General features: G+C 66.0%; 24 protein-coding genes and 2 pseudogenes. 16 read left to right on the top strand and 10 right to left on the bottom strand.

The window, feature by feature from the left end; genetic code table 11:
* Window positions 1-3 precede the first annotated feature (3 nt).
* From MAA44156_RS16610 to MAA44156_RS16585, 6 genes are all read right to left on the bottom strand, one after another.
* A complete protein-coding gene (locus tag MAA44156_RS16610) occupies window positions 4-567 on the bottom strand; it encodes a hypothetical protein (protein WP_009975055.1) in 564 nt (187 codons plus the stop codon).
* A complete protein-coding gene (locus MAA44156_RS16605; protein ID WP_009975056.1) occupies window positions 564-1,454 on the bottom strand; it encodes an Rv1363c family protein in 891 nt (296 codons plus the stop codon). Before MAA44156_RS16605 ends, MAA44156_RS16610 begins: the two co-directional genes overlap by 4 nt.
* Before the next feature lie 55 nt (window positions 1,455-1,509).
* A complete protein-coding gene (locus MAA44156_RS16600) occupies window positions 1,510-1,956 on the bottom strand; it encodes a hypothetical protein (protein ID WP_016705575.1) in 447 nt (148 codons plus the stop codon).
* Window positions 1,957-2,049: 93 nt separating this feature from the next.
* Window positions 2,050-3,414, bottom strand: a complete 1,365-nt coding sequence (locus MAA44156_RS16595) for a cytochrome P450 (RefSeq protein WP_009975059.1) — start codon at window positions 3,412-3,414, stop codon at window positions 2,050-2,052.
* A 38-nt stretch (window positions 3,415-3,452) separates the two neighbouring features.
* A complete protein-coding gene (locus tag MAA44156_RS16590) occupies window positions 3,453-3,653 on the bottom strand; it encodes a ferredoxin (protein ID WP_003872980.1) in 201 nt (66 codons plus the stop codon).
* Between the two features lie 58 nt (window positions 3,654-3,711).
* Window positions 3,712-4,413: an SDR family NAD(P)-dependent oxidoreductase gene (locus MAA44156_RS16585; RefSeq protein WP_003877305.1), complete on the bottom strand. Its 702-nt coding sequence runs from the start codon at window positions 4,411-4,413 to the stop codon at window positions 3,712-3,714.
* 252 nt (window positions 4,414-4,665) lie between these two features.
* Here MAA44156_RS16585 and MAA44156_RS16580 point away from each other — a divergent pair, with 252 nt between their 5' ends.
* From MAA44156_RS16580 to MAA44156_RS16530, 11 genes and pseudogenes are all read left to right on the top strand, one after another.
* Window positions 4,666-6,237 carry an aldehyde dehydrogenase family protein gene (locus MAA44156_RS16580; RefSeq protein ID WP_011723851.1) on the top strand — a complete coding sequence of 524 codons (1,572 nt, stop codon included), beginning with the start codon at window positions 4,666-4,668 and terminating at the stop codon, window positions 6,235-6,237.
* On the top strand, window positions 6,234-7,439 hold the full coding sequence (locus MAA44156_RS16575; protein WP_009975061.1) for a CaiB/BaiF CoA transferase family protein: 1,206 nt from the start codon (window positions 6,234-6,236) through the stop codon (window positions 7,437-7,439). The genes MAA44156_RS16580 and MAA44156_RS16575 overlap by 4 nt, the downstream gene beginning before the upstream one ends.
* A gap of 221 nt (window positions 7,440-7,660) precedes the next feature.
* A complete protein-coding gene (locus tag MAA44156_RS16570) occupies window positions 7,661-7,816 on the top strand; it encodes a hypothetical protein (RefSeq protein ID WP_155251434.1) in 156 nt (51 codons plus the stop codon).
* Between the two features lie 5 nt (window positions 7,817-7,821).
* Window positions 7,822-8,640, top strand: coding sequence for an MlaE family ABC transporter permease (locus tag MAA44156_RS16565; protein WP_011723853.1), 819 nt, complete (start codon window positions 7,822-7,824; stop codon window positions 8,638-8,640).
* Between the two features lie 10 nt (window positions 8,641-8,650).
* Window positions 8,651-9,496, top strand: coding sequence for an ABC transporter permease (locus MAA44156_RS16560; RefSeq protein WP_009975064.1), 846 nt, complete (start codon window positions 8,651-8,653; stop codon window positions 9,494-9,496).
* 19 nt (window positions 9,497-9,515) lie between these two features.
* Window positions 9,516-10,778: an MCE family protein gene (locus MAA44156_RS16555; RefSeq protein WP_009975065.1), complete on the top strand. Its 1,263-nt coding sequence runs from the start codon at window positions 9,516-9,518 to the stop codon at window positions 10,776-10,778.
* Window positions 10,775-11,797 (top strand): MCE family protein, encoded by a 1,023-nt coding sequence (locus MAA44156_RS16550; protein WP_009975066.1) that lies wholly within the window; start codon window positions 10,775-10,777, stop codon window positions 11,795-11,797. Before MAA44156_RS16555 ends, MAA44156_RS16550 begins: the two co-directional genes overlap by 4 nt.
* The gene (locus MAA44156_RS16545) at window positions 11,797-12,915 is read left to right on the top strand and encodes an MCE family protein (RefSeq protein ID WP_011723855.1); all 1,119 of its coding nucleotides are present in this window, start codon (window positions 11,797-11,799) and stop codon (window positions 12,913-12,915) included. The genes MAA44156_RS16550 and MAA44156_RS16545 overlap by 1 nt, the downstream gene beginning before the upstream one ends.
* Window positions 12,912-14,339, top strand: a complete 1,428-nt coding sequence (locus MAA44156_RS16540) for an MCE family protein (RefSeq protein WP_009975069.1) — start codon at window positions 12,912-12,914, stop codon at window positions 14,337-14,339. Before MAA44156_RS16545 ends, MAA44156_RS16540 begins: the two co-directional genes overlap by 4 nt.
* Window positions 14,336-15,614: pseudogene (locus tag MAA44156_RS16535) on the top strand (MCE family protein). The gene MAA44156_RS16540 and the pseudogene MAA44156_RS16535 overlap by 4 nt, the downstream one beginning before the upstream one ends.
* Entirely contained in the window at window positions 15,615-17,345 is a 1,731-nt protein-coding gene (locus tag MAA44156_RS16530) for an MCE family protein (RefSeq protein WP_009975074.1), read from the top strand.
* 72 nt (window positions 17,346-17,417) lie between these two features.
* Here the strand turns inward: MAA44156_RS16530 and MAA44156_RS16525 are convergent, their stop codons facing one another.
* The 3 genes and pseudogenes from MAA44156_RS16525 to MAA44156_RS16515 form a co-directional block, all read right to left on the bottom strand.
* A complete protein-coding gene (locus tag MAA44156_RS16525) occupies window positions 17,418-17,939 on the bottom strand; it encodes an Rv2253/PknI dimerization domain-containing protein (protein ID WP_003872966.1) in 522 nt (173 codons plus the stop codon).
* Window positions 17,940-18,072: 133 nt separating this feature from the next.
* Window positions 18,073-18,677 (bottom strand): annotated as a pseudogene (locus MAA44156_RS16520) (hypothetical protein).
* A complete protein-coding gene (locus MAA44156_RS16515) occupies window positions 18,674-19,414 on the bottom strand; it encodes an Rv1363c family protein (RefSeq protein ID WP_009975078.1) in 741 nt (246 codons plus the stop codon). Before MAA44156_RS16515 ends, MAA44156_RS16520 begins: the two are co-directional and overlap by 4 nt.
* A gap of 201 nt (window positions 19,415-19,615) precedes the next feature.
* Here MAA44156_RS16515 and MAA44156_RS16510 point away from each other — a divergent pair, with 201 nt between their 5' ends.
* Window positions 19,616-20,017, top strand: a complete 402-nt coding sequence (locus MAA44156_RS16510) for a hypothetical protein (protein ID WP_224097168.1) — start codon at window positions 19,616-19,618, stop codon at window positions 20,015-20,017.
* A 5-nt stretch (window positions 20,018-20,022) separates the two neighbouring features.
* Here MAA44156_RS16510 and MAA44156_RS16505 read toward each other — a convergent pair whose 3' ends face one another.
* On the bottom strand, window positions 20,023-20,625 hold the full coding sequence (locus tag MAA44156_RS16505) for a TetR/AcrR family transcriptional regulator (RefSeq protein ID WP_009975079.1): 603 nt from the start codon (window positions 20,623-20,625) through the stop codon (window positions 20,023-20,025).
* Window positions 20,626-20,724: 99 nt separating this feature from the next.
* Here MAA44156_RS16505 and MAA44156_RS16500 point away from each other — a divergent pair, with 99 nt between their 5' ends.
* Genes MAA44156_RS16500 through MAA44156_RS16485 form a run of 4 tightly spaced genes read left to right on the top strand, consistent with a single transcriptional unit; the run spans window position 20,725 to window position 23,148 of the window.
* On the top strand, window positions 20,725-21,489 hold the full coding sequence (locus MAA44156_RS16500) for a hypothetical protein (protein WP_029248382.1): 765 nt from the start codon (window positions 20,725-20,727) through the stop codon (window positions 21,487-21,489).
* Entirely contained in the window at window positions 21,486-22,292 is an 807-nt protein-coding gene (locus MAA44156_RS16495; protein WP_009975082.1) for an MFS transporter, read from the top strand. Before MAA44156_RS16500 ends, MAA44156_RS16495 begins: the two co-directional genes overlap by 4 nt.
* Complete coding sequence (locus MAA44156_RS16490; protein WP_009975083.1) at window positions 22,289-22,867, top strand: cytochrome c oxidase subunit 3 family protein; 579 nt, start codon at window positions 22,289-22,291, stop codon at window positions 22,865-22,867. The genes MAA44156_RS16495 and MAA44156_RS16490 overlap by 4 nt, the downstream gene beginning before the upstream one ends.
* A complete protein-coding gene (locus MAA44156_RS16485) occupies window positions 22,864-23,148 on the top strand; it encodes a cytochrome C oxidase subunit IV family protein (RefSeq protein WP_009975085.1) in 285 nt (94 codons plus the stop codon). Before MAA44156_RS16490 ends, MAA44156_RS16485 begins: the two co-directional genes overlap by 4 nt.

Genomic DNA, 23,148 nt, shown 5'->3' with positions numbered 1-23,148 from the left:
CGCCTAGACCGGGTCGAATTTGGTGATGAGCCACTTGCCGTTGACCTTGGTCAGACTCACCAGCACGCTGCTGGACGCCATCGCCGGGTCGGGGTTGTCCTTGCTGGTGGTGCTCTGGTCGACCAGCACCAGCACGACGGCCGAGTCCGGACGTAGATCCGAAACCGCGGCCCCCAACACCCGAGCGTTGGTTTTCAGCGATTTCTGCTTGGCGGCCGGAGCCACGATCTGCTCGGTGAATTGGTTGTAGTACGACAGGAAATCTCCGGACAGGTGCGACTTGGCGGCGGCGAAGTCCTTGTCGAGCGTGTCGGGCGAGTAGGACAGCAGCGCGACCGTTCCGTCGGACGCCGCATTGACCACCGCGCTCGCGACCCGGGCGTCAGTGCGCTTGTCCGGCAGGTACTCCTTGAAGTAGAGCCAGGCCGTCCCGGCGCCGGAAATCAGCAGAAGCGAAATCAAAACGATCGGAACAACTTTCACGTTGCGTCGCGCGCGGGGCCGACCGGGTTCGGGCCGGTCGGCAGAGTCGTCGGCGGCGTCGCTGCTGCGGTTGTCCTCGCTCATGGAACGAACTCCAGTTTGGACATCTTGTACTGTCCGCCCTCGTCGGTGACGGTCACCTTGAGCCGCCAGTTGCGCGGCTCGTCTTTGGCGCCGGCGGCGTTGGTGATCCGCGACGTCGCCGCGACGAGCACCAATGCGGAATTCCCGTCGATGGATTGCACGGCCGCCGCGTTCACGGTGCCCTGGGTGACCACCTTGGACTGCTCGACGACGGTGGTGAAATCCTTTGCACGCTGCTGGAAGTCGTCGCGGAACTGGCCGGTCGAGCTGTCGATCACCCGCTGGACGTCCTCCTTGGCCTTGTTGAAGTCCAGGGACGTCATGTTGACCACCCCTTGCCGGGCTGCCGCCAGGAAGTTCGCGATGCGCTGGTTGCGCTCGGAGGTTTGATGGCGCTCCCACATCATGTATCCGCTGGCGGCGACGAAAGCACAGATGAGGGCGATGACGGCCGCTTTCCACGCCACGGACCACGACGGCAACCGCAGGCGGCGCCGGGAGCGGGCCTTGGATTCCGATTCTGCGTCCTCTGCGGTTTCCTCGGCGGCTTCCTCGTTGGGCTCGGCTTCCTTGGCCGCCTCCTTGGTCTGCGCTTGCGTGGTCTCCGTGTCGTCGGCGTCGGTTGCTTCCACGCTGTCGGAGACCTCATCGTCGGTCTCCGCCGGCTCGTCGTCGGCCGCATGCTCGTCGGCTTCGGAGGTTTCTGCAGCGGCCTTCGCCGCCTGAGCCTGCGCTTCCCGCCGGAGCCGGGCGGCACGGGCGCGGGCGCGCGCCGCCGCGGCCAGCGCTTCGGCTTCGGCCGCTTCGGCCTCGGCCTCCTCGAGCAAGGCCTTCACGTCCTCGTCGGAGGTGGCCGAATCGTGCGGCGGCTTCTTCGCATCAGCCATGGTGCTCGCTGCCCGTCGCCCTCATGATCGACTGACTCCTATAGGTCTCACGCGGCTACCATCGCACGAGCGAGAACGGCCAACTGTTGCTGCCCCCCGGTCCGCCGCCGCAACCGGTGTCGAACGTCGAATCGACCTGACCCGACATCGTCGCCGGGTCCCACGAGTAAACATCGTGCGAGGGAAAGAACTGGACCACGCAGCGCACACCATCGGGAACGTCAACTGCCATGGTGTAGCGGCCGTTGGACAGATGTGCGTCCGACTTCCACCACGCCGCTTGTCCGTTCGGTTGCGGAATCGCTTCAACCGTCAGACATTCCGGTCCTCGATCGTAGCTGCAGGGTCTGATCGCCCAGATCCAGCTGTGGCCGGGATCCCGGGCCGTGTCCACCCGGTAGTTGCCGACCTGCATGTCGGCGTGCGCGGTCGGCGTAAGAGTCAACGCGGCGGTGGCAAGCGCAAGGCCCACGGCGAAAGGCTTCACCGATCCGTCTCCCATCTCTGCACAGGTTCGTGGCCCGAATATAAGGCGCGGTCACGCTGAACAGGGCCTACTCCGAAAAATCGCGACAGTCAACGGTTCGTCGAGACCCTAGTCGATGACGGCGGCCTCCTTGCGCTCGGTGATCGGCCGGGCGAGCTCCTGCTCGTCGCAGATGCGTTGCAGTTTCTCCAGCGTCTCGTCCAGTCCGGCGCCGATCCGGCGGCCCGGGGTGAATGTGGCCGGCAGCTTGCGCATGCCCTGGATGACGCCGATGGTCTCGTAGTGCACGGTGCCCTCGGGGTCGCAGCGGTAGTCCGGCATCCGGTCGAGCACCGCGATGAGCATCGACTTGAACACGGTGCGCGCCACGTTCGACCCGATGCAGCGGTGGATGCCCAGCCCAAAGCTGAAGTGCCGGTTGCCCTTACGGTCGAGGATCACCTCGTCCGGGTCGTGGAAGACCGCCGGGTCGCGGTTGGCCATCGCCCAGGAGATCCACAGCCGCTCGCCCTCCTTGAACACGGTGCCGTCGAGTTCGAAGTCCTCGGAGAAGGTCCGGCCGTCGCCGGGCGCCGGGGTGAAGTAGCGCAGGAACTCTTCGGTGGCGGGATCGAGCAGCGTTTTGCGTTCGTCGCTGAGCAGCTGTCGTTGTTCGGGATGCTCGGACAGCCATTCCAGCGAATGGGCGGTCAGGGCGGTCGTGGTGTCGAACCCGCCGCCGATGACCAGCCCCAGGTTGCCGAGGATTTCCAGGTCCGGCGCGGGTTCGCCGTCAATGCGCATCTGCAGCAGCGCATTCACGATGCCGGGGCGCGGGTTCTCGCGGATCTCGAGCATGTTGTTGACCATGTCGAGGCCCATCTCGCGGTGCATGGCGGTGACGCGCTCGATGTCGGGAGAGTGCTCGGGCGTGTAGACCGCGGCGTGCACCGGCTCGCTGTACATCTTCCACTTCTTCAGCGGAATGCCCAGCATCGCCAGCGTCAGGACGGCCGGCACGATGTTGGCCAGGTCGTCGACGAAGTCGATGCTGCCCTCTTCGATCTTCTCGTCCAGCGCGGCGCGGGTCACCTCGTCGATGAACGGCTCCCAGCGCTTGACCGCCGCCGGCGACAGGTACGGGTTGAGCACCGTGCGATAGATGCGGTGCTCGGGGTCGTCCATTTCCAGGATGCCGCCGCGCACTGCGCTGACGCGGCTGGCCGTGGGGATCGAAATGCCTTTGTAGCCACGGCGTTCGCCGTTGATGTCATGGTCGTTGGACACGGCGGGGCAACGGGCGAGTTCGAAGACCTCGTGGCTGCCGGCCGCCACCCAGTGCCCGCCGTAGGTGTCCGTCCACGCCATCGGGCACTTCGCGTGCATCTCCTCGGTGATCGCCTTGAACCGCGACCGATAGTCCGGGGAATGCCGGTCGAAGTGATACCGGTTCTTCTTGCGGTCGCTGTCATTGACGCCGTCGTCGACACTCAACGCTTCGTCTCCCTCGATGTCTGTTGGTCGGTGCCGGCTCAGGCGTCGTCGGTGATCATGATGGCCTGCTCCGGACACGATTGCGCGGCTTCGCGAACCTGGTCCTCGCGGTCGGCGGGCACCACTTCGTCGATCGCCGATGAACTGCCGTCGATGTCGCTGAGCTGGAACGAATCCGGGGCGATCATCGAACACAGGGTGTGGCCCTGGCATCGCTGCGAATCCACCCAAACCTTCACGGGCTGTCTCCTCTCACCTGGTGCTTGTTGCCGGGCGCCGCTGACCGATCCCCACCGCTCAGGTGTTGCGGCCGCCGTTGACGCCCAAGATCTGACCGGTGATGTAGCCGGCTTCCTCGGACACCAGGAATGCGCATGCCGCCGCGATGTCCTGGGGCGTGCCCATCCGGCGCACCGGGGTCCGGGCGATGGTCTCCTCGATGTCGCCCAGGAACCCGTTCTTCTCGGCGGCGCGCAGCATCGGGGTGTCGATGAAGCCCGGCGGCACGGCGTTGACCGTGATGCCCTTGGGCCCGTACTCCAGCGCCAACGACTTCGTGAGGCCGTTGACCGCCGACTTGGCCGCCACGTAATGACTCATGTAGGGCGCACCCGAATGGGTGCTCGACGAAGAGATGTTGACGATGCGTCCCCAGCCCGCCTCGATCATGTCGGGCAACACCGCTTGGGTGGTGTGGAAGACGCCATTGAGGTTGACGTCGATCACCCGCTGCCAGTCCTCGAACGTGATGTTGTTGAACTTCTTGAAGCCGTCCAGGCCCGCCGCGTTCACCAGCACCGTCACCGGCCCGAGTTGGGCGCGGATGGCCGACAGCGCGGCGTCCACCTGCGACCGGTCGGTGACGTCGGCGGTGAAAGCCAGCTCCGCATCCGACGGCCGCAGGTCGATGGAGGCGACGTTCAAGCCGTCGGCGCGCAACCGCTCGACGACGGCCAGCCCGATGCCGGATCCGCCGCCGGTGACCACCGCAGTCTTCATCTCGAGGCCTCTGCTCCGAAGGACGCCATTTCAGTCACAAAGAATCTCCCTTACAATTATGAGAACCTTACTCTCCGTTCGGAGCGGCGTGCAACACGCGCACAACACCGCGTCCAGCCTGCATGGAGAGGCCGGGATCCACAGCGTACGGCCGTTCGCGCCGCTGGTCAGCAGCTCGATCTCATTCCTGAGACTTTCTTGAATTATCGAAACTCGAATGTAAGATTCGCCGGGGAAGAGAATGAAATTATCGTGACCGCCACCACATCAGGGGGTACCGGAATGCCTGCCCAGGACACGGCAGAGCCCGTCACGGGGAGCTCAGCGACCGCCGCGACGGCCGACGCCGCGCCCGCCGCCCATGTCGACCGCCGGCTGTTGATCGACGGCCGGCTGGTCACCGCCGGCACGACATTCCCCTCGATCAATCCCGCGACGGGCGCGGTGATCGGGCACGCCCCCGACGCCGGCACGGCCGAGGCCGAAGCGGCCATCGCGGCGGCCCGCCGGGCATTCGACGGCACCGGATGGGCCACCGATGTCGAGCTGCGGATCCGCTGCCTCGACCAGCTGCACCGGGCGCTGCTCGAGCACGCCGACGAGCTGCGGGAGCTCACCATCGCCGAAGTCGGCGCAACCCGTGCGCTGACCCACGGCGCTCAGCTCGACGAGCCGATCGGAATCGTGCGCTTCTACGCCGACCTGCTGCGCAGCTATCCGTTCACCGAAGACCTCGGCGAGAAGGAGTCGCGCGGCCTGCGCCACCACCGCTGGGTGGAAAAGGAAGCCGCCGGAGTGGTGGGCGCCATCATCGCCTACAACTATCCGAACCAGTTGGCGCTGGCCAAGCTGGCGCCGGCGCTGGCCGCCGGCTGCACCGTGGTGCTCAAGGGCGCCCCGGACACGCCGCTGGTCACCCTGGCGCTGGGCGAACTGATCGCCAACCACACCGACATCCCCGCCGGCGTGGTCAACGTGCTCAGTTCGTCGGACCCGGCCGCGGGCGTCGCCCTGACCACCAGCCCGGACGTCGACGTCATCACCTTCACCGGGTCGACCGCCGTCGGGCGGGAGATCATGGCCGCCGCGAGCCAGACCGTCAAGCGCGTCTTCCTGGAACTGGGCGGCAAATCGGCGGCCATCATCCTCGACGACGCCGACTTCGCCGGCGCGGCCCTGTTCGCGGCCTTCAGCATGGTCACCCACGCGGGCCAGGGCTGCGCGCTCACTTCCCGGCTGCTGGTGCCCCGCTCGCATCACGACGAGATCGTCGAACTGATCGCGCAGAACTTCGCCAAGGTCCGGCACGGCGATCCGGCCGACCCCAAGACCTACATGGGCCCGCTGATCAACGAGCGGCAGCGCGACAAGGTCGACGGCATGGTCCGGCGGGCGGTGGCCGCCGGCGCCACCCTGGTCACCGGCGGCAAGCGGCTGGATCCCGGCTTCTTCTATGCGCCGACGCTGCTGACCAATGTCGACCCGGACAGCGAGATCGCCCAAGAGGAGATCTTCGGGCCGGTGCTCGTGGTGATCGCGTTCGACGATGACGACGACGCGGTGCGCATCGCCAACAATTCGATCTACGGACTGGCCGGCGCGGTGTTCAGCGGCGACCAGGAACGGGCGCTGGCCGTGGCGCGCCGGATCCGCACCGGATCCTTTTCGATCAACGGCGGCAACTACTTTGGCGCCGACAGCCCGTTCGGGGGTTTCAAGCAGTCCGGCGTGGGCCGCGAGATGGGGGTTGCGGGATTGGAAGAGTTCTTGGAGCGCAAGACCTTTGCCGTTGTCGCGGGGCCGGCCGAGGGGGCGCTCGCATGAGGCCGCTGGAAGGCATCCGCGTCCTGGAAGTCGCCATGTACGGGTTCGTCCCGTCGGCGGGCGCCGTGCTGGCCGAGTGGGGCGCCGAGGTGGTCAAGGTCGAGCACGCGGTGACCGGTGACCCGCAGCGTGGGCTCCGCCAGACCGGGATGCTGCGCGTCGAGGGCGATCCCAACCCCAACATCGAGCACGCCAACCGCGGCAAGCGCAGCATCGGGCTGGACATATCGGTGCCGGAGGGCAAGGAAGTGCTCTACGAGTTGGCCCGCCGCTCGGATGTGTTCCTCACGAGCTTCCTTCCCGCTCACCGGAAGAAGTTCGGCATCGACGTCGACGACATTCGTACGGTCAATCCGAAGATCGTCTACGCCCGAGGGAGCGCGCTCGGCCCCCGGGGCGCCGAATCGGAAAAGGGTGGCTACGACATGACCGCCTTCTGGTGCCGGGCGGGAACCGCTGCGACGATCACGCCCGCCGGCATGCCGGGAATGATCGCCCCGCCCGGACCGGCCTACGGTGACACCATCTCGGGCACCAACCTGGCCGGCGGGATCGCGGCGGCACTGCTCAAGCGGGAGCGCACCGGCGAACCGTCCGTCGTCGACGTCTCGCTGCTGGGCAGCGGTCTGTGGTCGCTGGGCCACACCGTCGCGCTGACCAATCATCTGCACCAGCGGCTGGAATCACCGCCGCCCGGAGTGCACGGCGCGCCGAACAATCCGTTGGTGGGGCTATACACGACCTCCGACGGCCGCTATATCTCCTTCGTGATGATGCAGCCCACCAAGTTCTGGGCCGACGTGTGCCGGCATGTCGACCTGCCCGAGCTGGCCGACGACCCGCGCTTCGACACGGCCGAAAACATCGCCGCCAACACGGGGGACGCGGTGGAACTGCTGACCAAGGCCATCGCCACCCGGACGTTGGCCGAATGGACCGAGCGCTTCGCCACCCTCGCCGGGCCGTGGGCGCCGGTCCAGGACACCCTGCAAGCGGCCGACGATGCCCAGATCCGGGCGAACGAGTACATCGTGCGGGCGGGCGAGCTGGAGCTCGTCGCCAACCCGGTACAGTTCGACGTCGCAGCACCGCAGACCGGGCCGGCCCCCGGATTCGCCGAGCAGACCGACGAGATCCTGATGGAGCTCGGCCTCGACTGGGACCGCATCATCGAACTCAAGACGGCCGGCGCCGTCACCTGAGCACTACCGGACTGGAGCAGCCCCTGACATGCCTGAGCGGACTGTCGCATGTGTTGGCACGCGGGTGCCTTACGCGTTTGCGCAAAGCGCCGAGCGCGCGATAACGGTTATGCATTTTTCGCTCCGCCTGGACGCGGCATGAGTCATAATCGCCGGACGCTTCAAGACGTGGAGCCCCTCGTTTTGCGGCGCCAACTCACGCGACAGAACGGAGGTCTGGCGTGAGCGAAGCAGCGGCCATCGGTGCCGAAAACCAGCTGCCCGCCGGGCATTTCGCCGTCGCCGGTACGAATTCACAGCCGTCAATTCTGCTGAATTTACCGCAGCCGTTGCCCAAGAACAAGACTGACGGTCTCGTAACGCTGGGGAGGGTCTGAGGCCGATGGCGGATTTGCGTGCCGAGCGATGGTCTACGGGGTTGCCCGCGCTGCGACTGAAGGTCGACGTGTCCGGGGCGATGCAGGCCGTCGGAGCCTTGTTCGCCATGTCGGCCGACGCGGTCAAGTACTTGTTCCGCCGGCCGTTCCAGTGGCGGGAGTTCCTGGAGCAATCCTGGTTCGTCGCGCGGGTGTCGTTGGCCCCAACCCTGTTGGTAGCCATCCCGTTTACCGTGCTCGTCAGCTTCACGCTCAACATCCTGTTGCGTGAACTTGGCGCGGCGGATCTGTCCGGCGCGGGCGCCGCGTTCGGTGCGGTCACCCAGCTCGGCCCGCTGGTCACGGTGTTGATCGTGGCCGGTGCGGGTGCCACCGCCATGTGTGCGGACCTGGGGTCGCGCACGATTCGTGAAGAGATCGACGCGATGGAAGTGCTGGGCATCAATCCGATTCAGCGCCTGGTGACGCCGCGCATGCTGGCTTCCGGTTTGGTGGCCTTCTTGCTCAACAGCCTGGTCGTCATCATCGGCGTCCTCGGTGGCTACGTCTTTTCGGTGTTTGTCCAAGACGTCAATCCCGGTGCGTTCGCCGCCGGTATCACCTTGCTGACGGGCGTGCCCGAGGTCGTCATTTCCTGTATCAAGGCCGCTCTTTTCGGCCTCATCGCCGGTTTGGTCGCCTGTTATCGGGGCCTGTCGATCACCGGTGGCGGCGCGAAGGCGGTCGGCAACGCGGTGAACGAAACCGTGGTGTATGCGTTCATGTCCCTGTTCGTCGTCAACGTGGTCGTCACGGCGATCGGCATCAAGATGACGGCGAAGTAGGAGGCTGTCGGTGGCGCTGAGGGCTGCATACCCACGACTGACCCGCCAACTCGAGCGGCCGGACGCCCTGCTGGCGGGGATCGGCGATCATGCGCTGTTCTACGGCAAAGCGCTCGCCGGGATGCCCTTCGCGGCTACCCGCTACACGCGCGAGGTCGTCCGCTTGGTCGCCGAGATCAGCATGGGCGCAGGCACTTTGGCGATGATCGGCGGAACGGTGGTGATCGTCGGCTTCCTGACGCTGGCAGCGGGCGGCACGCTGGCCATTCAGGGGTACACCTCGCTGGGAAACATCGGCATCGAGGCGCTGACCGGCTTTTTGGCCGCGTTCATCAACGTGCGCATCGCGGCGCCGGTGGTCGCCGGGATCGGGCTGGCGGCCACCTTCGGCGCCGGCGTGACGGCTCAGTTGGGCGCCATGCGGATCAACGAGGAAGTCGATGCGTTGGAGAGCATGGCAATTCGGCCGGTTGCCTACCTGGTGAGCACCAGGATCCTGGCCGGGATGCTGGCGATCACGCCGTTGTACAGCATCGCCGTGATCCTGTCGTTCGTGGCCAGTCAGTTCACCACGACGTTCCTGCTGGGGCAGTCACAGGGTTTGTACCAGCACTACTTCAACACGTTCCTGAACCCCATCGACTTGTTGTGGTCCTTCCTGCAGGCGATTTTGATGGCGCTGACCATCCTGTTGATCCACACGTACTACGGCTATTTCGCTTCCGGCGGGCCGGCCGGTGTCGGCAACGCCACCGGCAACGCGGTGCGCACGTCGCTCATCGTCGTGGTGTCGGTGACGCTGTTGGTCTCGCTGTCTATCTACGGTACGAACGGCAACTTCAACCTTTCCGGTTAGCAGAGGAGGTGAAACGGCAGTGACGCAGAATGTGCCAGCCGGTCGCGGCGCGATCGCCGGTCGACCCCCGCGGCCGGGCCATGCCCACCCGCCCGCGGGGCGGAATTACCTGCCGCCCCTGCTCGGACTGGCCACCATCCTCATCATCGGCCTGATCTTCGCCGTGGCGGTGGGCCTGTTTCAGGGTTCGTTCACTGAAACCGTTCCGGTGACGGTGATTTCGCAACGAGCCGGTCTGGTCATGAACCCGGACGCCAAGGTCAAGATGCGCGGCGTGCAGGTGGGCAAGGTCGCCTCCATCGAATCACTGCCCAACGGCCAAGCGGCCATTCACCTCGCGATGGACCCGTCGCAGATGCACTTCATCCCGAGCAACGTGCTGGTCGACATCGCGTCGTCGACGGTGTTCGGCGCCAAGTCGATCCAACTGGTGGAACCCGCCCAACCCTCGGCCCAGCGGCTGCGCGCCGGTCAGACGCTGCAGGGCCAGCACGTCATGGTCGAGATCAACACGGTGTTCCAGGAATTGGTGTCGGTGCTGTCGCACATCGACCCGCCGAAACTCAACGAGTCCCTGGGTGCGCTTGCCCAAGCGTTCAGTGGGCGCGGCCCACAGCTGGGCCAGTCGCTCAGCGACCTGGATTCGTTCCTCGCCCGGCTGGAGCCGAGCCTTCCCGCGTTCCGCCATGACCTCTCCGTCCTGCCGACGGTGTCGAACGCCTATGCCGACGCGGCGCCCGACCTGGTGAAGACCGCGGCCAACGCGACCCGGATCAGCAAGACACTGGTCGACGAACAGCACAACCTGGACGCGCTGCTGATCAGCGCGATCGGCTTGGCCGACATCGGCAATGACGTCTTGTCGACGAACCGCCAACCGCTGACGAACGTGCTGCATCTACTCGTGCCGACGACCGATCTGACCAACGAGTACGCGCCGGCGCTCACTTGCAGTTTCGGCGGGCTGATAACCATCGCGCACGGTCCGCCGCTGTCGGAACCGAGCATCAACATCTCGGCGAGCCTCACCTGGGGCGGCGAACGCTATCGCTACCCGACGAACCTGCCCAAGGTCGCGGCCACCGGCGGCCCCAAGTGCATGGGCCTGCCGACCCTGCCGTTCAACACCAACCCGCCGCAATTCATCACCGACATCGGGGCCAACCCGGTCGGATACGGAAACCCGCAGCTGCTGATCAACTCCGATCTGCTCAAACAGCTGTTGTACGGGCCGATCGCGGGCCCGCCGCGCAACTCCGCACAGGTGGGGATGCCCGGATGAGAACACGCGCCACACTGATCAAGTTCGCCGTCTTCGCGGTTGTGATGGCGATGCTGACCGCCTTCCTGTTCTTCATCTTCGGCCAGTACCGCACGGGTGCGACGAACGGCTATTCGGCGGTGTTCACCGACGTGTCGCGGCTCAAGCCGGGGCAGTCGGTGCGGGTCGCCGGGATCCGGGTGGGCACGGTCAACAGCGTTTCGTTGCAGCCGGACAAAAAGGTCGTGGTGAAGTTCGACGCCGACCGCAACATCGTCCTCACCGAGGGCACCCGGGCGGCGGTCCGCTACCTCAACCTGGTCGGCGATCGCTACCTGGAACTGGTCGACGGTCCGGGCTCGCCCAAGCGGCTGCCGGCCGGCGGTCAGATCCCCGTCAGTCGCACCGCGCCGGCGCTCGATCTCGACCTGCTGCTCGGCGGGCTCAAACCCGTTACCCAGGGCCTGAATGCGCGCGACGTCAACGCGTTGACCTCAGGACTCCTGCAGGTCTTCCAGGGGCAGGGCGGCACTCTCGACTCGCTGTTCACCAAGGCGACGTCGTTCTCGAATGCCCTGGCCGACAACGACCAAACCGTGCAGCAACTGATCGACAACCTCAACATCGTGATCGGCACGATCTCCAAAGACGGCAAACAGTTTTCCGGCGCGGTCGATCGCCTCGAGCGTCTCGTCAGCGGACTGTCCGATGACCGCAACACCATCGGTTCCGCCATCGACGCCCTGGACCGGGGAACCGCCTCGCTGGCGGATCTGCTTGCCCAGGCGCGGCCGCCGCTGACCGGAACCATCGATCAGTTGAATCGGCTGGCGCCGATTCTCGACAACGACAAGGACCGCCTCGACGCGGCAATTGGCAAGGCGCCCAAGAACTATCGCAAGCTGGTTCGGCTCGGCGCGAACGGCGCCACCATCCCCTACTACCTATGCATGTTGGAGCTGCGCGGCACGGACCTTCAGGGCAAGACGGTGCGAGCTCCCATATTCCGTTCAGATGCTGGAAGGTGCACGGAACCCTGATGCTCAAGTATCGCGGATCTGGGCTCGTCAAGGCTGGGCTCATCGGTGTCGTCCTGGCGGTGATGGTGATCCTGGTGGGACTGTCGCCGGACCGGTTCATCGCGTGGGCGACCATGGTCAGGTACCAGGCGCTGTTCACCGAGGCCGGCGGCCTTGCCACGGGCAATCCGGTGGTGGTGTCGGGAATGAAGGTCGGCACCGTGTCGGACGTGAAGCTGCATCGCGGCGACGCCCTGGTGACCTTTGCGCTGAAGGGCAACATCCTGCTCGGGTCGGAGACCACCGCGCACATCCGCACCGGGACGCTGCTGGGTGAGCGGATGCTGACGCTGGAGTCCGCCGGCACCGGCACCATGCACCCGATGGCACTGATTCCGGTGTCGCGCACGTCGTCGCCGTACTCGCTGACCGAAGCGGTCAGCGACTTGACCACCGACACCGCCGGGACGAACACCACGGCGCTGAACCAGTCTTTGGACACGCTGGCTGCGACGCTCGACCAGATCGCACCCCAGATGGGGCCGGCCTTCGACGCGCTCACCCGCTTGTCGCGAACCCTCAACAGCCGCAACAAGAACCTCGGCGAGTTGTTCAAGAGCGCCGGCGATGTCACCGGAGTCCTTTCCGAACGCAGCCAGCAGGTCAACAAGCTCATCCTCAACTCCGACGTGCTGCTCCAAGTCCTGGTGGCGCGCCGGCAGGAGATCGTGGACCTGCTGGCCAACACGTCGGCGGTGGCCAAGCAGCTGACGGCGTTGGTGCACGACAACGAAAGCAAGCTGGCGCCGACGCTGGAGAGACTGAACTCGGTCACCGCGATGCTGGAAAAGAACCGCGACAACATCAGCAAGGCGCTGCCGGGCCTCAAGAAATTCGAGATCACGGTGGGTGAGGCGATCTCGAGCATGTACGCCTACTCGGCGTTCGTCCCGAACTTCCTTGCACCGCAACTCTTCCAGCCGTTCCTGGACTACCTGTGGGGATTCCGCACCTTCGACACGGCTCGCGGTCCGGGCCACCCCTCGCCGGTTCCTCGGTCGCTGATTCCCTGGCCGTACAACGGGATTCCGGTATGCCCCGGCTGCACGTTGGGTGGCCGGGTCGGAGGGTCGCAATGAGCTCCCGGGTCCCCCGCAACAGGCTGGCGGCGCTGGCGGCCGTTGTCCTGGTCGGACTCATCCTCGCCGGCGCCGCGGTGCTCGTCCGCAACACGTTTTTCGGGCAAAAGACGATCACCGCCTACTTCACCACCGCCACCGCGATTTACCCCAACGACGAGGTGCGGGTATCGGGTGTCAAGGTCGGCAACATCAAATCCATTGAGCCCCAAGGCACCCAGGCCAAGATGACGCTCAAGGTCGACCATGACGTGCCGATTCCGGCGGACGCCAAGGCGGTTATCGTCGCCTCGAACCTGGTGTCCGCCCGCTACGTGCAACTCTCGCCGGCCTACCGCGACAGCGGGCCGGTCATGCCCGACGGCGCGGTGATCCCGGTGGAACGGACCGCCGTGCCGGTCGAGTGGGACGAGGTCAAGACCCAATTGATGAGGCTGGCAACGGATTTGGGGCCCAAGAGTGGCGTGTCGGGGACGTCGGTGGGCCGGTTCATCGACAGCGCCGCCAATGCGCTCGACGGCAACGGCGACAAGCTCCGGCAGACCCTGGCTCAACTGTCAGGCGTGGGCCGCATCCTTGCCAACGGCAGCGGCAACATCGTCGACATCATCAAAAACCTGCAGACCTTCGTCGGCGCGTTGCGCGACAGCAACGTCCAGATCGTGCAGTTCAACGACCGACTGGCCACGCTCACCAGCGTCGTCAATGACAGCAAGTCGGACCTGGACGCGGCGCTGACCGATCTGTCGACGGCGGTCGGCGAGGTGCAGCGTTTCATCGCCGGAACGCGTAACCAGACCAGCGAGCAGATTGCCCGGTTGGCCGATGTCACACAGATTTTGGTGGATCACCACATGGATCTGGAAAACATCCTGCACGCGGCGCCGAACGCGCTGGGCAACTTCTTCAACGACTACAACGCCGACACCGGAACCATCGTCGGCGGGTTCGGGATCATGAACTTCGCGAACCCGACGTTCTCGGGCCTCATGGTTCCGCTGCCCGTGCCCGGCTGCACGGCAGTCGGTGCCATCGAGAACATCACCGCGGTCGAATCGGGCAAGCTGTGCTCGCTGTTCCTCGGGCCCGGGTTGCGGGTGCTCAACTTCAACAACCTGCCGATTCCGATCAATATCTTCCTGCAGAAGTCGGTGGACCCGTCCAAGATCCTCTACAGCGAACCGCGCCTCGCCCCCGGCGGCGAGGGCCCGAAGCCCGGACCGCCCGAGATCCCGCCCGCGGTGTCGGCCTACACCGGCCTGCCCGGTGATCCCGTGGGACCGCCGGGGGCGGAGCCGCCCGCGCGGATACCGGGCGCAGCGATGCCGCTGCCGCCGCCGCCATCGACACCGATGCCGCCGCCACCGCCCCCGGAGCCGGGCGTGTCCGGCATGCTGCTGCCGGCGCAAGGGCCACAACAATGATCGCCCGAGTAGCGGCCCGCCGGGTGTTCGCCATCGGCTGTTGCGTGATGGTGACCGCCACAGGATGCGCATTCCACGGCCTGAATTCACTACCGTTGCCCGGCGCGGTCGGGCGCGGGCCGGGGGGCCAACATCTACCATGTCGAGCTCCCGAATGTCGGCACGATGGAGTCGAATTCGCCGGTGATGATCGACGACGTCGTGGTCGGCAGCGTCGGTCAGATGAGGGTGCAGGGCTGGCATGCCGACGTCGAGATCTCGGTGAAGCGCGACGTCGTCGTCCCGGCCAACGTGGTGGCCACCGTCGGCCAGACCAGCCTGCTGGGGTCGATGCACGTCGAACTCAATACGCCGCTCGGCCAGCAGGGGAGCGGGCGGTTGCAGCCGGGTGCCACCATCCCGCTCAGCCGGTCGTCGGCCTACCCGTCGACCGAGCAGACGCTGTCGTCGCTGGGTGCGGTCGTCAACGGGGGAGGGCTGGGACAGATCGGCGAGATCATCCACAACTTCTCCGCCGCGCTGTCCGGGCGCGAGGGCGCGGTGCGTGACCTGATCACTCGCCTCGACACGTTCGTCGGAACGCTGGACGATCAACGCGACAACATCGTCGACTCCATCCAGGCGCTCAACCGCCTCGCCGGCACATTCGCCGAGCAACGCGATGTTGTCAGCCAGGCGCTGCAAAAGGTACCGCCGGCACTCGATGTGCTGATCAAGGAGCGGCCACGCCTGACCGCCGCCCTGGACAAGCTGCGCGTCTTCAGCAACACCGCCACCCGGTTGGTCAACGACTCCCAGGCCGACCTGGTGCAGAACCTCAAGAACCTGGAGCCGACCATCCGCGCGCTCGCCGACGTCGGACCGGAGTTCGGCACGGCGATCGCGGCGGGGTTCGTATTCCCGTTCACCCAGAACTTCGTCGACCGGGCGGTCCGTGGCGACTACTTCAACCTGCACGTTGATTTGGACCTGTCGATCCCACGGCTCAAGCGTGGCCTGATGTTGGGAACCCACTGGGGCCAGCTGGACCAGCCGCTGGTGCCGGAGCCCGGCGACCCGTATTACCTGCAATACACCCACGATCCGCTGCACGACCCGCTGCGGCCGCCGTGGGTCGGTCCGGGACCCAGGCAGATCGTGGGTGATCCGCTGCCCGGGCCTCCGCCGGGCGCGGCTCCGCTGCCGGGGCCTCCGCCGGGCGCGGCACCGCTGCCCGACGCGGGTCTCGGCCAAACACCGCCTGCGGCAACGGCACCGACGGAAGGTGGCGGATAGATGCTGACGCGCTTCGTCCGGATCCAGCTGGCGATCTTCCTGATCGCCGGGACCATCGGCGTGATCTCGATGGTGCTCTTCTACATTCAGGCGCCGACCCTGCTGGGCATCGGCCGGATGACGGTGACGCTGGAGTTGCCGGCCACCGGCGGCCTGTACCGGTTTTCCAACGTGACCTACCGCGGGGTTCAGCTCGGTAAGGTCACCGCGGTGGGGCTGACCCCGAGCGGTGTGAAAGCGACTCTGTCGCTTAGCACTTCACCGAAGGTCCCCGCGGACCTGACCGCGGAGGTGCTCAGCGTGTCCGCGGTGGGTGAGCAGTACGTGGACTTGCGGCCGAGGACCAATTCACCGCCCTACCTGCACGACGGATCGGTGATCGCCATGCGCGACACCAAGATTCCGCAGCCGGTCGGGCCAATGCTGGATCAGGTCAATGCCCTGGTCCAGAGCATCCCGAAGACCAAACTCGGCCAATTGCTCGACGAGTCGTTCCAGGGCTTCAATGGTTCCGGTTACGACCTTGGATCGCTGATCGACTCCTCGCAGACGTTGTCCCGCGACGCCAACGGCGTCGTCGATCGCACCCGCGCCCTCACCGAAGACACCGGGCCGTTGCTGGATACCCAGGCACAAACCACCGATTCGATCCGAACCTGGGCGCGTAGCTTCGCCGGCATCTCGGATGTGATGGTGAACAACGATTCCCACTTCCGCACCATCCTGGAAAAGGGTCCCGAGACCGCGAACGAAGCGTCGCGACTGCTCGATCAGATCAAGCCGACCCTGCCGGTGCTGCTCGCCAACCTGACCACCATCGGTCAGATCGGCATCACCTACCATCCTTCGCTCGAGCAACTGCTGGTGTTGCTGCCGTCCGCGGTTGCCATCGAGCAGGCGGCCGCGGCCCCGAACCATCCCGAGGGCACCGCCCAGGGTGACTTCGCGCTGACGATCGACGACCCGCCGATCTGCACCGTCGGCTTCATGCCTCCCAACACCTGGCGATCCCCGGACGACCTCAGTGACATCGACACGCCGGACGGGTTGTATTGCAAACTCCCGCAGGATTCGCCGCTCTCGGTCCGCGGTGCCCGCAACTATCCCTGCATGGGGCACCCGGGCAAGCGGGCGCCCACCGTCGAAATCTGCAACAGCGACCAGCCTTTCATGCCGCTGGCGATGAAACAGCATGTCCTGGGTCCCTACCCACTGGATCCGAATCTGCTTGCCCAGGGCGTCCCGCCCGATGACCGGGTCACCGTCAACGACAGGATCTTCGGACCCGTCGAGGGGACGCCGCTGCCGCCGGGGGCCGTGCCGCGCGGTGCGCCGGCTGGGCCTCGAGGGGAGAATCCGCCACCGGGTTCGGTCGGGGCGGCCGTGCCGCCGGTGCCGTCGTCGGGACCACCGGCGCTGGCGCCCATGTCGAGAATGTCGGCCGACCTGCCGCCCATAGCGCCGCTCGACGTCCCGACGCCGACGGAACTTCCCCCGCCGCCCCCGCCACCGCCGGCGCCCGCGGCACCGGATCAGGTCGACGGCGCAGCGCCCCAGGCCGCGCCAAGCGCGTTCGCAGGCAAGGCATCCAAGCCGGCGCCGTCGGTCGTGGTGGCCAAATACGATCCGCGCACCGGTCGTTACGTCGGGCCGGACGGAAAGCTGTATCAGCAGTCGGATTTGGTGACCCAGAAAGCGCCCAAGACATGGAAGGACATGCTGCCCACGTAACACCGCGCAGCGGTCAAGGCGCTACGCACCAAAAGCAGTGCAGGGTAAGCGTATTGGCGCCGCGGTGCTCGCTCAGCTCAGCTTGTCCAGGCGCAGCGGCATCGCGATATCGAGCCACTGGTTTTGCCCGCACGCGCCGCTCGGGCCGACCGTCTTGTCCTTTCCGGCGAAGGTCGATGACCCGAGCTGATAGCCGCCGTATTCGTTCACCGGGTAGAAATAGAAGGTCTGCTGCCCGGTGAACGCGGTGCCGTCCTCGCACCGCTCCCAATTCGGCACCTCGTGTTTCACCTTCCACATCTGCCCGTCGCTCATATAAAGGGGGGCAGTCCATCCCAGGTCGCTGGTCACCGTGCCATGGCATTCCTGAAAGGTGTCGCACGTCGAGCTGATGGTCCAGGTCTGGACGACCGTCGGCTCTTCGAAGTACTGGTCGTTGCGCTGGGCCCAGTCGCCGATGGACGTGGCGCGGAACGTTCCGTTTACGGCCACTTCTTCCTTGGTTGTCGCCCCGGCTGTGGCCGCGGCGCCGAGACCGCCGAATGCGGTGGCAGCGACCAGCGTTGCGGTGGTGAGAGTTCGAACTGAACGCATCAGGTGCTCCTCGGCGGGAATGAACCGACAGTGCCTACGGCAGCTTTTCGGCATCGGTTGCCGGCGTTCTCGCGGGCTGAGAATAACACCGGAGCCGGCGGCGCGGAATCGATTGAGCCAAAGACGGACGCGGTCACGACAGCGGATCCAACTTCGAGATCAGCCAGGAACCCTTGACTTTCGTCAACGTCACGCGGGCGCTGCTCGCGGTCGTCTGCGGTTCGGGCTTCTGCTTGCTGGTGGCCGTCTGGTTGATGAACACCAGTACGACGGCCGAGTCCGGATGCAACTCCGAGACGGCGGCCCGCACCACCTTCGCGGTTTCGGTGACCTGCTTCTGCTGCGCCAGCGCCGCGATCTGCTCGGTGAACTTGGTGTAGTAGGCGAGAAAATCACCGGTGAGATACGACTGCGCCTTCGCGAAATCACGGTTCAAGCTTTCGGGCGCATAGGACAGCACCGCCGCGGCACCGTCCGACGCCGCTTGCACTGCCCGGTGTGCCGCCGCGTCGCCGACGCGCTGATCCGGCCGGTACAGAACGAAGTACAGGCTGACGGTGACGCCGACCGCGCCGGCGACCAACGCCGTCGCGACGATGGAACGCCACCGCGCCGCGCACCGGCCGGCCCAGAGCTTGATGGTGGCAAGCCTGCCGGCGCGAGCAGATCCCGCGGACGGCGATCCGTCCTGTCGGTGGTCTCCACGTCGTCCAGCGACGAACCATGCTCGACAGTCATTGCAGGAAATCGACTTTCGACATTTTGAGCTGACCGCCGTCGCGCGTGAGGCCAACGCTGATCCGCCACACGACGGGTGGCCGGTTCGTGTTGTCCGCGTTGGTGACATCGGTTTTCGCCGCGACCAGCACGACCGCCGAGTCGTGACTCATCGACTCGACGCCGACGGCTTCCACGGTTGCCTTGCTGCTGGCCTTCGACTCCTCTGCCTTTTGCAACATGAGGCCCGACGTCGCTTCCAATTGCTTCTTGAGATCGCCGGTGCAGGCGTCGATGACGCGCTGGATGTCCTCCCTGGCGTGCTGGGCGTTCAGCGACATCAGCAGCACGACATCTTGCCGGGCCGCGGCGGCGTACTCGTCCGACAGCTGCCGGTTGTGTGCGGCGACCCGGTGTTGCCAGACCATGTAGCCGCTCGCGCCGAGCGATGCCGAGGCGAGCAGGATTCCGGCGCCGGCGGCGATTGCCCTGCGCCCCGGAAGGCGGAGCCAGCGCGGCCGTCCGGGGCGCCGCGGGAGGCGCAGCCGGCCCCGGGCCGACTTCGTGGCACGCTGTTCGACGTCTTCGGCGGCGTCGTCGCCGCTGGTTCCGGCCGCTGCGCGCAGCCTCGACAGGCGTTCCCGCGCCGCTTCGGCGCGCGCCTCGGCCTTAGCGACTTCGTCTTCGGCGTCCACTTCCGGGGTGGGCGTCGAGGCGGCGTCGAACCGGTCGGCGTCAGTCCCCTCCGGATGGTGCACGGAGAAGCAGCTTATCACTCGGGCCTGAGCTCGACGCCCTCGTCGGCCGGCTTCCCGGGGGGCTCTCACATGCGGAAATGCGCACTGCACCGCGCGTGGGACGCACTGGCGTCGGCTGCGGCGCGACGGTGACGGCGACCGGTCCCGCGTCATCTTCTCCAAGCAGGAGAATTTTCTTTTCAGGTGTGGCAGAGTAATCGGGTGCGATCAATCGTGGCCCTGGTTGCTGCGTTGCTCTGCGCGGGCGTGCTGGCGGCGCCACCGTCCTTGGCGGGGCCGACTGTGTGCGACTACCCCGCCTGCACTCCGGGCATCATGCCGCACCAGGTTCTGGGCGCTCCATGCGATAACACCACCTATTACGTCTTCGGTGTCGATGACAGCGTCGTACCCCCCGGCGCGCAGCCGGGACGGCTGATGTTCTGCGGCTCGCCGAGGAGATACCAGCCCCGATGGTTCCGGTCACCGCCGATGGCGGGAGTCAAGGAAGAAAACACCGAGTGCCAGAACTACCAGAACTACGTCGCGCAGGCGCCCGACGGTCTGTTCCTGGTGTGTTATCCGCACGACGGCATCATGAGCTGGATCCGCGCCGACACGTAGCCGCGTTACTCGACGGGCTTGCGAGGCAGGCCGAGCAGGCGGCGGCTTAGATCGGTGACCCGGTCCAGCAATGTCTCGTCGTCGATGTCGACGACCAGCGGATGCATGACCGCGGTGCTGAGCGCTCCCGAGAACATGGCGGCCTCGATCCGCCCGTCGAGACCCGCATCGCTCAGCAGCACCCGATACAGGCGATCCATGAACCGTTGAAACGGCTCGTGCTCGGCCAGCAACCGGACGACCACGGGATCGAACTGCAGCGTGCGCACCAATCGGCGGTCACGAACCGCCATCTCGATCACCCGCACCAACAAGGCGTCCCGGGCTTGCGGCCCGTCATCGTGCGCTTCGGCCTCCTCGAGCGCCGGCACCAGCCGGCCCAGTTCTCGCTCGGTCACGGCGATGACGATCTGCTCCTTGGTTCGGAACTGGTGGTAGACAGCGGCTTTCGTGATGCCGACCGCGTCGGCGATCATCTGCAGCGACGTACCGCTGACACCGTTCGCGGCGAACAGATCCAGGGCGGCGTCGAGCACCCGCGTCCGGGCAGGGCTGTGCTCGACGAGCCAGAACTGCTCATCGCTGACCGCCTGCCGTGCTGTGCCCACGCACCGAGACTAGACGACGACTATTGACCGAGGCTAGCCGATCGGCTAGCTTCGCTGACGAGTCGAGTAATGGCCGACTTCGTCCGGGAGGGAGTACCGATGTCCGACGTCGACGGTGGCCACGCGCGGGGGCCGCGCCGGGTCGACGGCGAGTTGATCCTGTTCTGGACGCTGCCGGTGGCCCTCGTCCTGTGGATCGCCTCGTTTTGCCTCTTCCCGGGCTTCCATCCGCCGATGTCACCGTCGCTGCCGGCCGACCAGGTTGCCGCGTTCTACCGCGATCCGGCCCACCTGCCCGAAATCCGGTACAGCATGATCCTTTTCAACTGGTTCGGCGTGTGCCTGGTACCGATCCTGGCGCTGATCGTGCTGCAGATCCGCCGCATGGCGCATCGGACGCCGATCTTCTCCTACGCCATGCTCGGCTGCGCGGCCGGCGGCCCGACCCTGTTCCTGGTCGCCAACGTCTGCTGGTTGCTGGCTGCGTTCCGGCCGGAACGCAGCCCCGAGCTGACTCAGCTGCTCAACGACTTCGGCTGGATCACCTTCACCATCGTGGTGCCGTTCTTGATCGGGCAAAGCGTAATCTTCGCTCTGGCAATCTATTTCGATGACCAGCCGCGTCCGGTGTTCCCGCGTTGGGTGGCCCACTTCAACCTGCTGGTGGCCGCCGCGCTGGTGCCCGCGGCCTTCGTCGGGGTGTCGCTGACCGGCCCGCTGGCGTGGGACGGCTTGCTGTCGTTCTGGGTGAAGAACGTCGCCATCGCGGTGTGGATCGTCGTGATGGGCGTCGTGTTGGGGCGGGCGATCTACCGGGAGCGCGCCGAAAACACCGGGCGTGCAGACGAATTGGTGAGCGCATGAGCGCCGTGCTGACTCCGGCAACGTCCACAGGCCCGCTGCACCAGCGCATCTTCTGGCAGCTGAGGCATGGCCCCAAACGGGAGCTGTGGCTGGCGTGGACGGTGCTCGTCGTCTTCTACGCCGCGTTCTTCCCGATGTTCTTCATCGTGGCGCAGGTCCAGCCGCCACCACAGCCCACGTGGGACCTTGCCACCCAAGCACATTGGTTCTCCGAGCGCCGCGTCGGTATCCCGTTCGGCTTCGGCGTCATCTTCGCCATCACCGGCATGACCGCGGTCAACAACGCCCTCATCGCGTATTCCATGCGGCGCATGTCCGTCAGCCTCGCTTTCGGCTATTCGTACCTGGTCATCTACTCGCTGGCCGCGGTCCCCGGCATGTTGCTGCTGTGCATCGCGCTGATCGTCGGAACACTGCGTCCCGAGCGGAACCGCGAAGTGCTCGGCTGGCTCTACGATTTCGCCTTCCTGTCTTTCGACGGGACCATGGGGGTGTTCCTGATCGGCTCGCTCATCTGGATGGTCGCGATCCTGCTCGACAAGAACCGGGTGTTCCCCAAGTGGTTCGGCTACCTCAACCTGTGCAACGCGCTGACCGAGGTCGTCGTAGCGCCGTGCTGGATCTTCCGGCGCAGCGTGCTGGCCTGGGACGGCCAGATCGCCTGGTGGCTGGACATGGTCGTGTTCGGCATCTACCAGGTCACTTTCATCGTCATGCTGTTCCAGATGATCCGCCGCGAGGATTTCGGCACTGGCCCGCTGCCCGACGATCCGGCGCCCAGGGAAAGGGGCGTGACGTCATGACCGAGCTGGCCGAGCGGCGCGCGACAACCCGGTTCGTGCCGGGGCAGCCGGACATGTGGGCCTTCGTGCTGTTCGAAACCCTGGTCTTCACCGCGTATTTCGGTTTCTACCTGTTCTATCGCGCCCGTAACCCCGAGCTGTTTCTGCACTCCCAGGCGCACCTGGACCTGCGGATCGGCGTGTCCAACACCCTGGTGCTGCTGCTGAGCTCGTGGTCGGTGGCGCGCTGCGTGCAGTCGGCGCGGGCCGGTGTCTACCGGGCGGCGCTGCGCGACGTGTACATCACGGCCGCCTTCGCCGCGGTGTTTTTGTTCTTCAAGGTGTTCGAGTGGGCCCGGCTGGTGCGCACCGGAAACGGGTTGGACAGCAACGACTTCTTCACCTACTACTTCTTTCTCACCGGCATCCACTTCGTGCATCTGCTGATCGGGTTCGTCGCGCTCGGCGTCGTCGTCTACCAGCTGCGCAGCCCGGCCCGCTGCTCGCAGGAGCTCGTCGAAACCTGCGCGACCTATTGGCACACCGTCGATTTCCTGTGGGTACTCATCTTCGCGTTGCTGTATGTGGTGAGGTGAGCGTGAAATTCAACAAGCGGTTGATGATCGTCTGGCTGGTGCTGTCGGCGCTGACGCTGGCCTACCTGGGGATAGATCATTCCGCCGGGGGATCCCGCAAGGCCGGCGCGGTGGTCACCGCGAGCGTCATCGTGATCGCACTCGTCAAGGTGCGCATCATTTTTCGCGAGTTCATGGAGGTGCGCAACGCGCCGGTGCTGCTGTGCCGGCTCACCGATGCCTGGGTGGTGATCATGGCCGCGGCGATGCTCGGCTGCTACTTCATCGGGATGACCGTTTGA

It is taken from the genome of Mycobacterium avium subsp. avium (assembly GCF_009741445.1).
GTDB lineage: Bacteria > Actinomycetota > Actinomycetes > Mycobacteriales > Mycobacteriaceae > Mycobacterium > Mycobacterium avium.
This window is presented reverse-complemented; position numbering and strand designations above follow the sequence as displayed.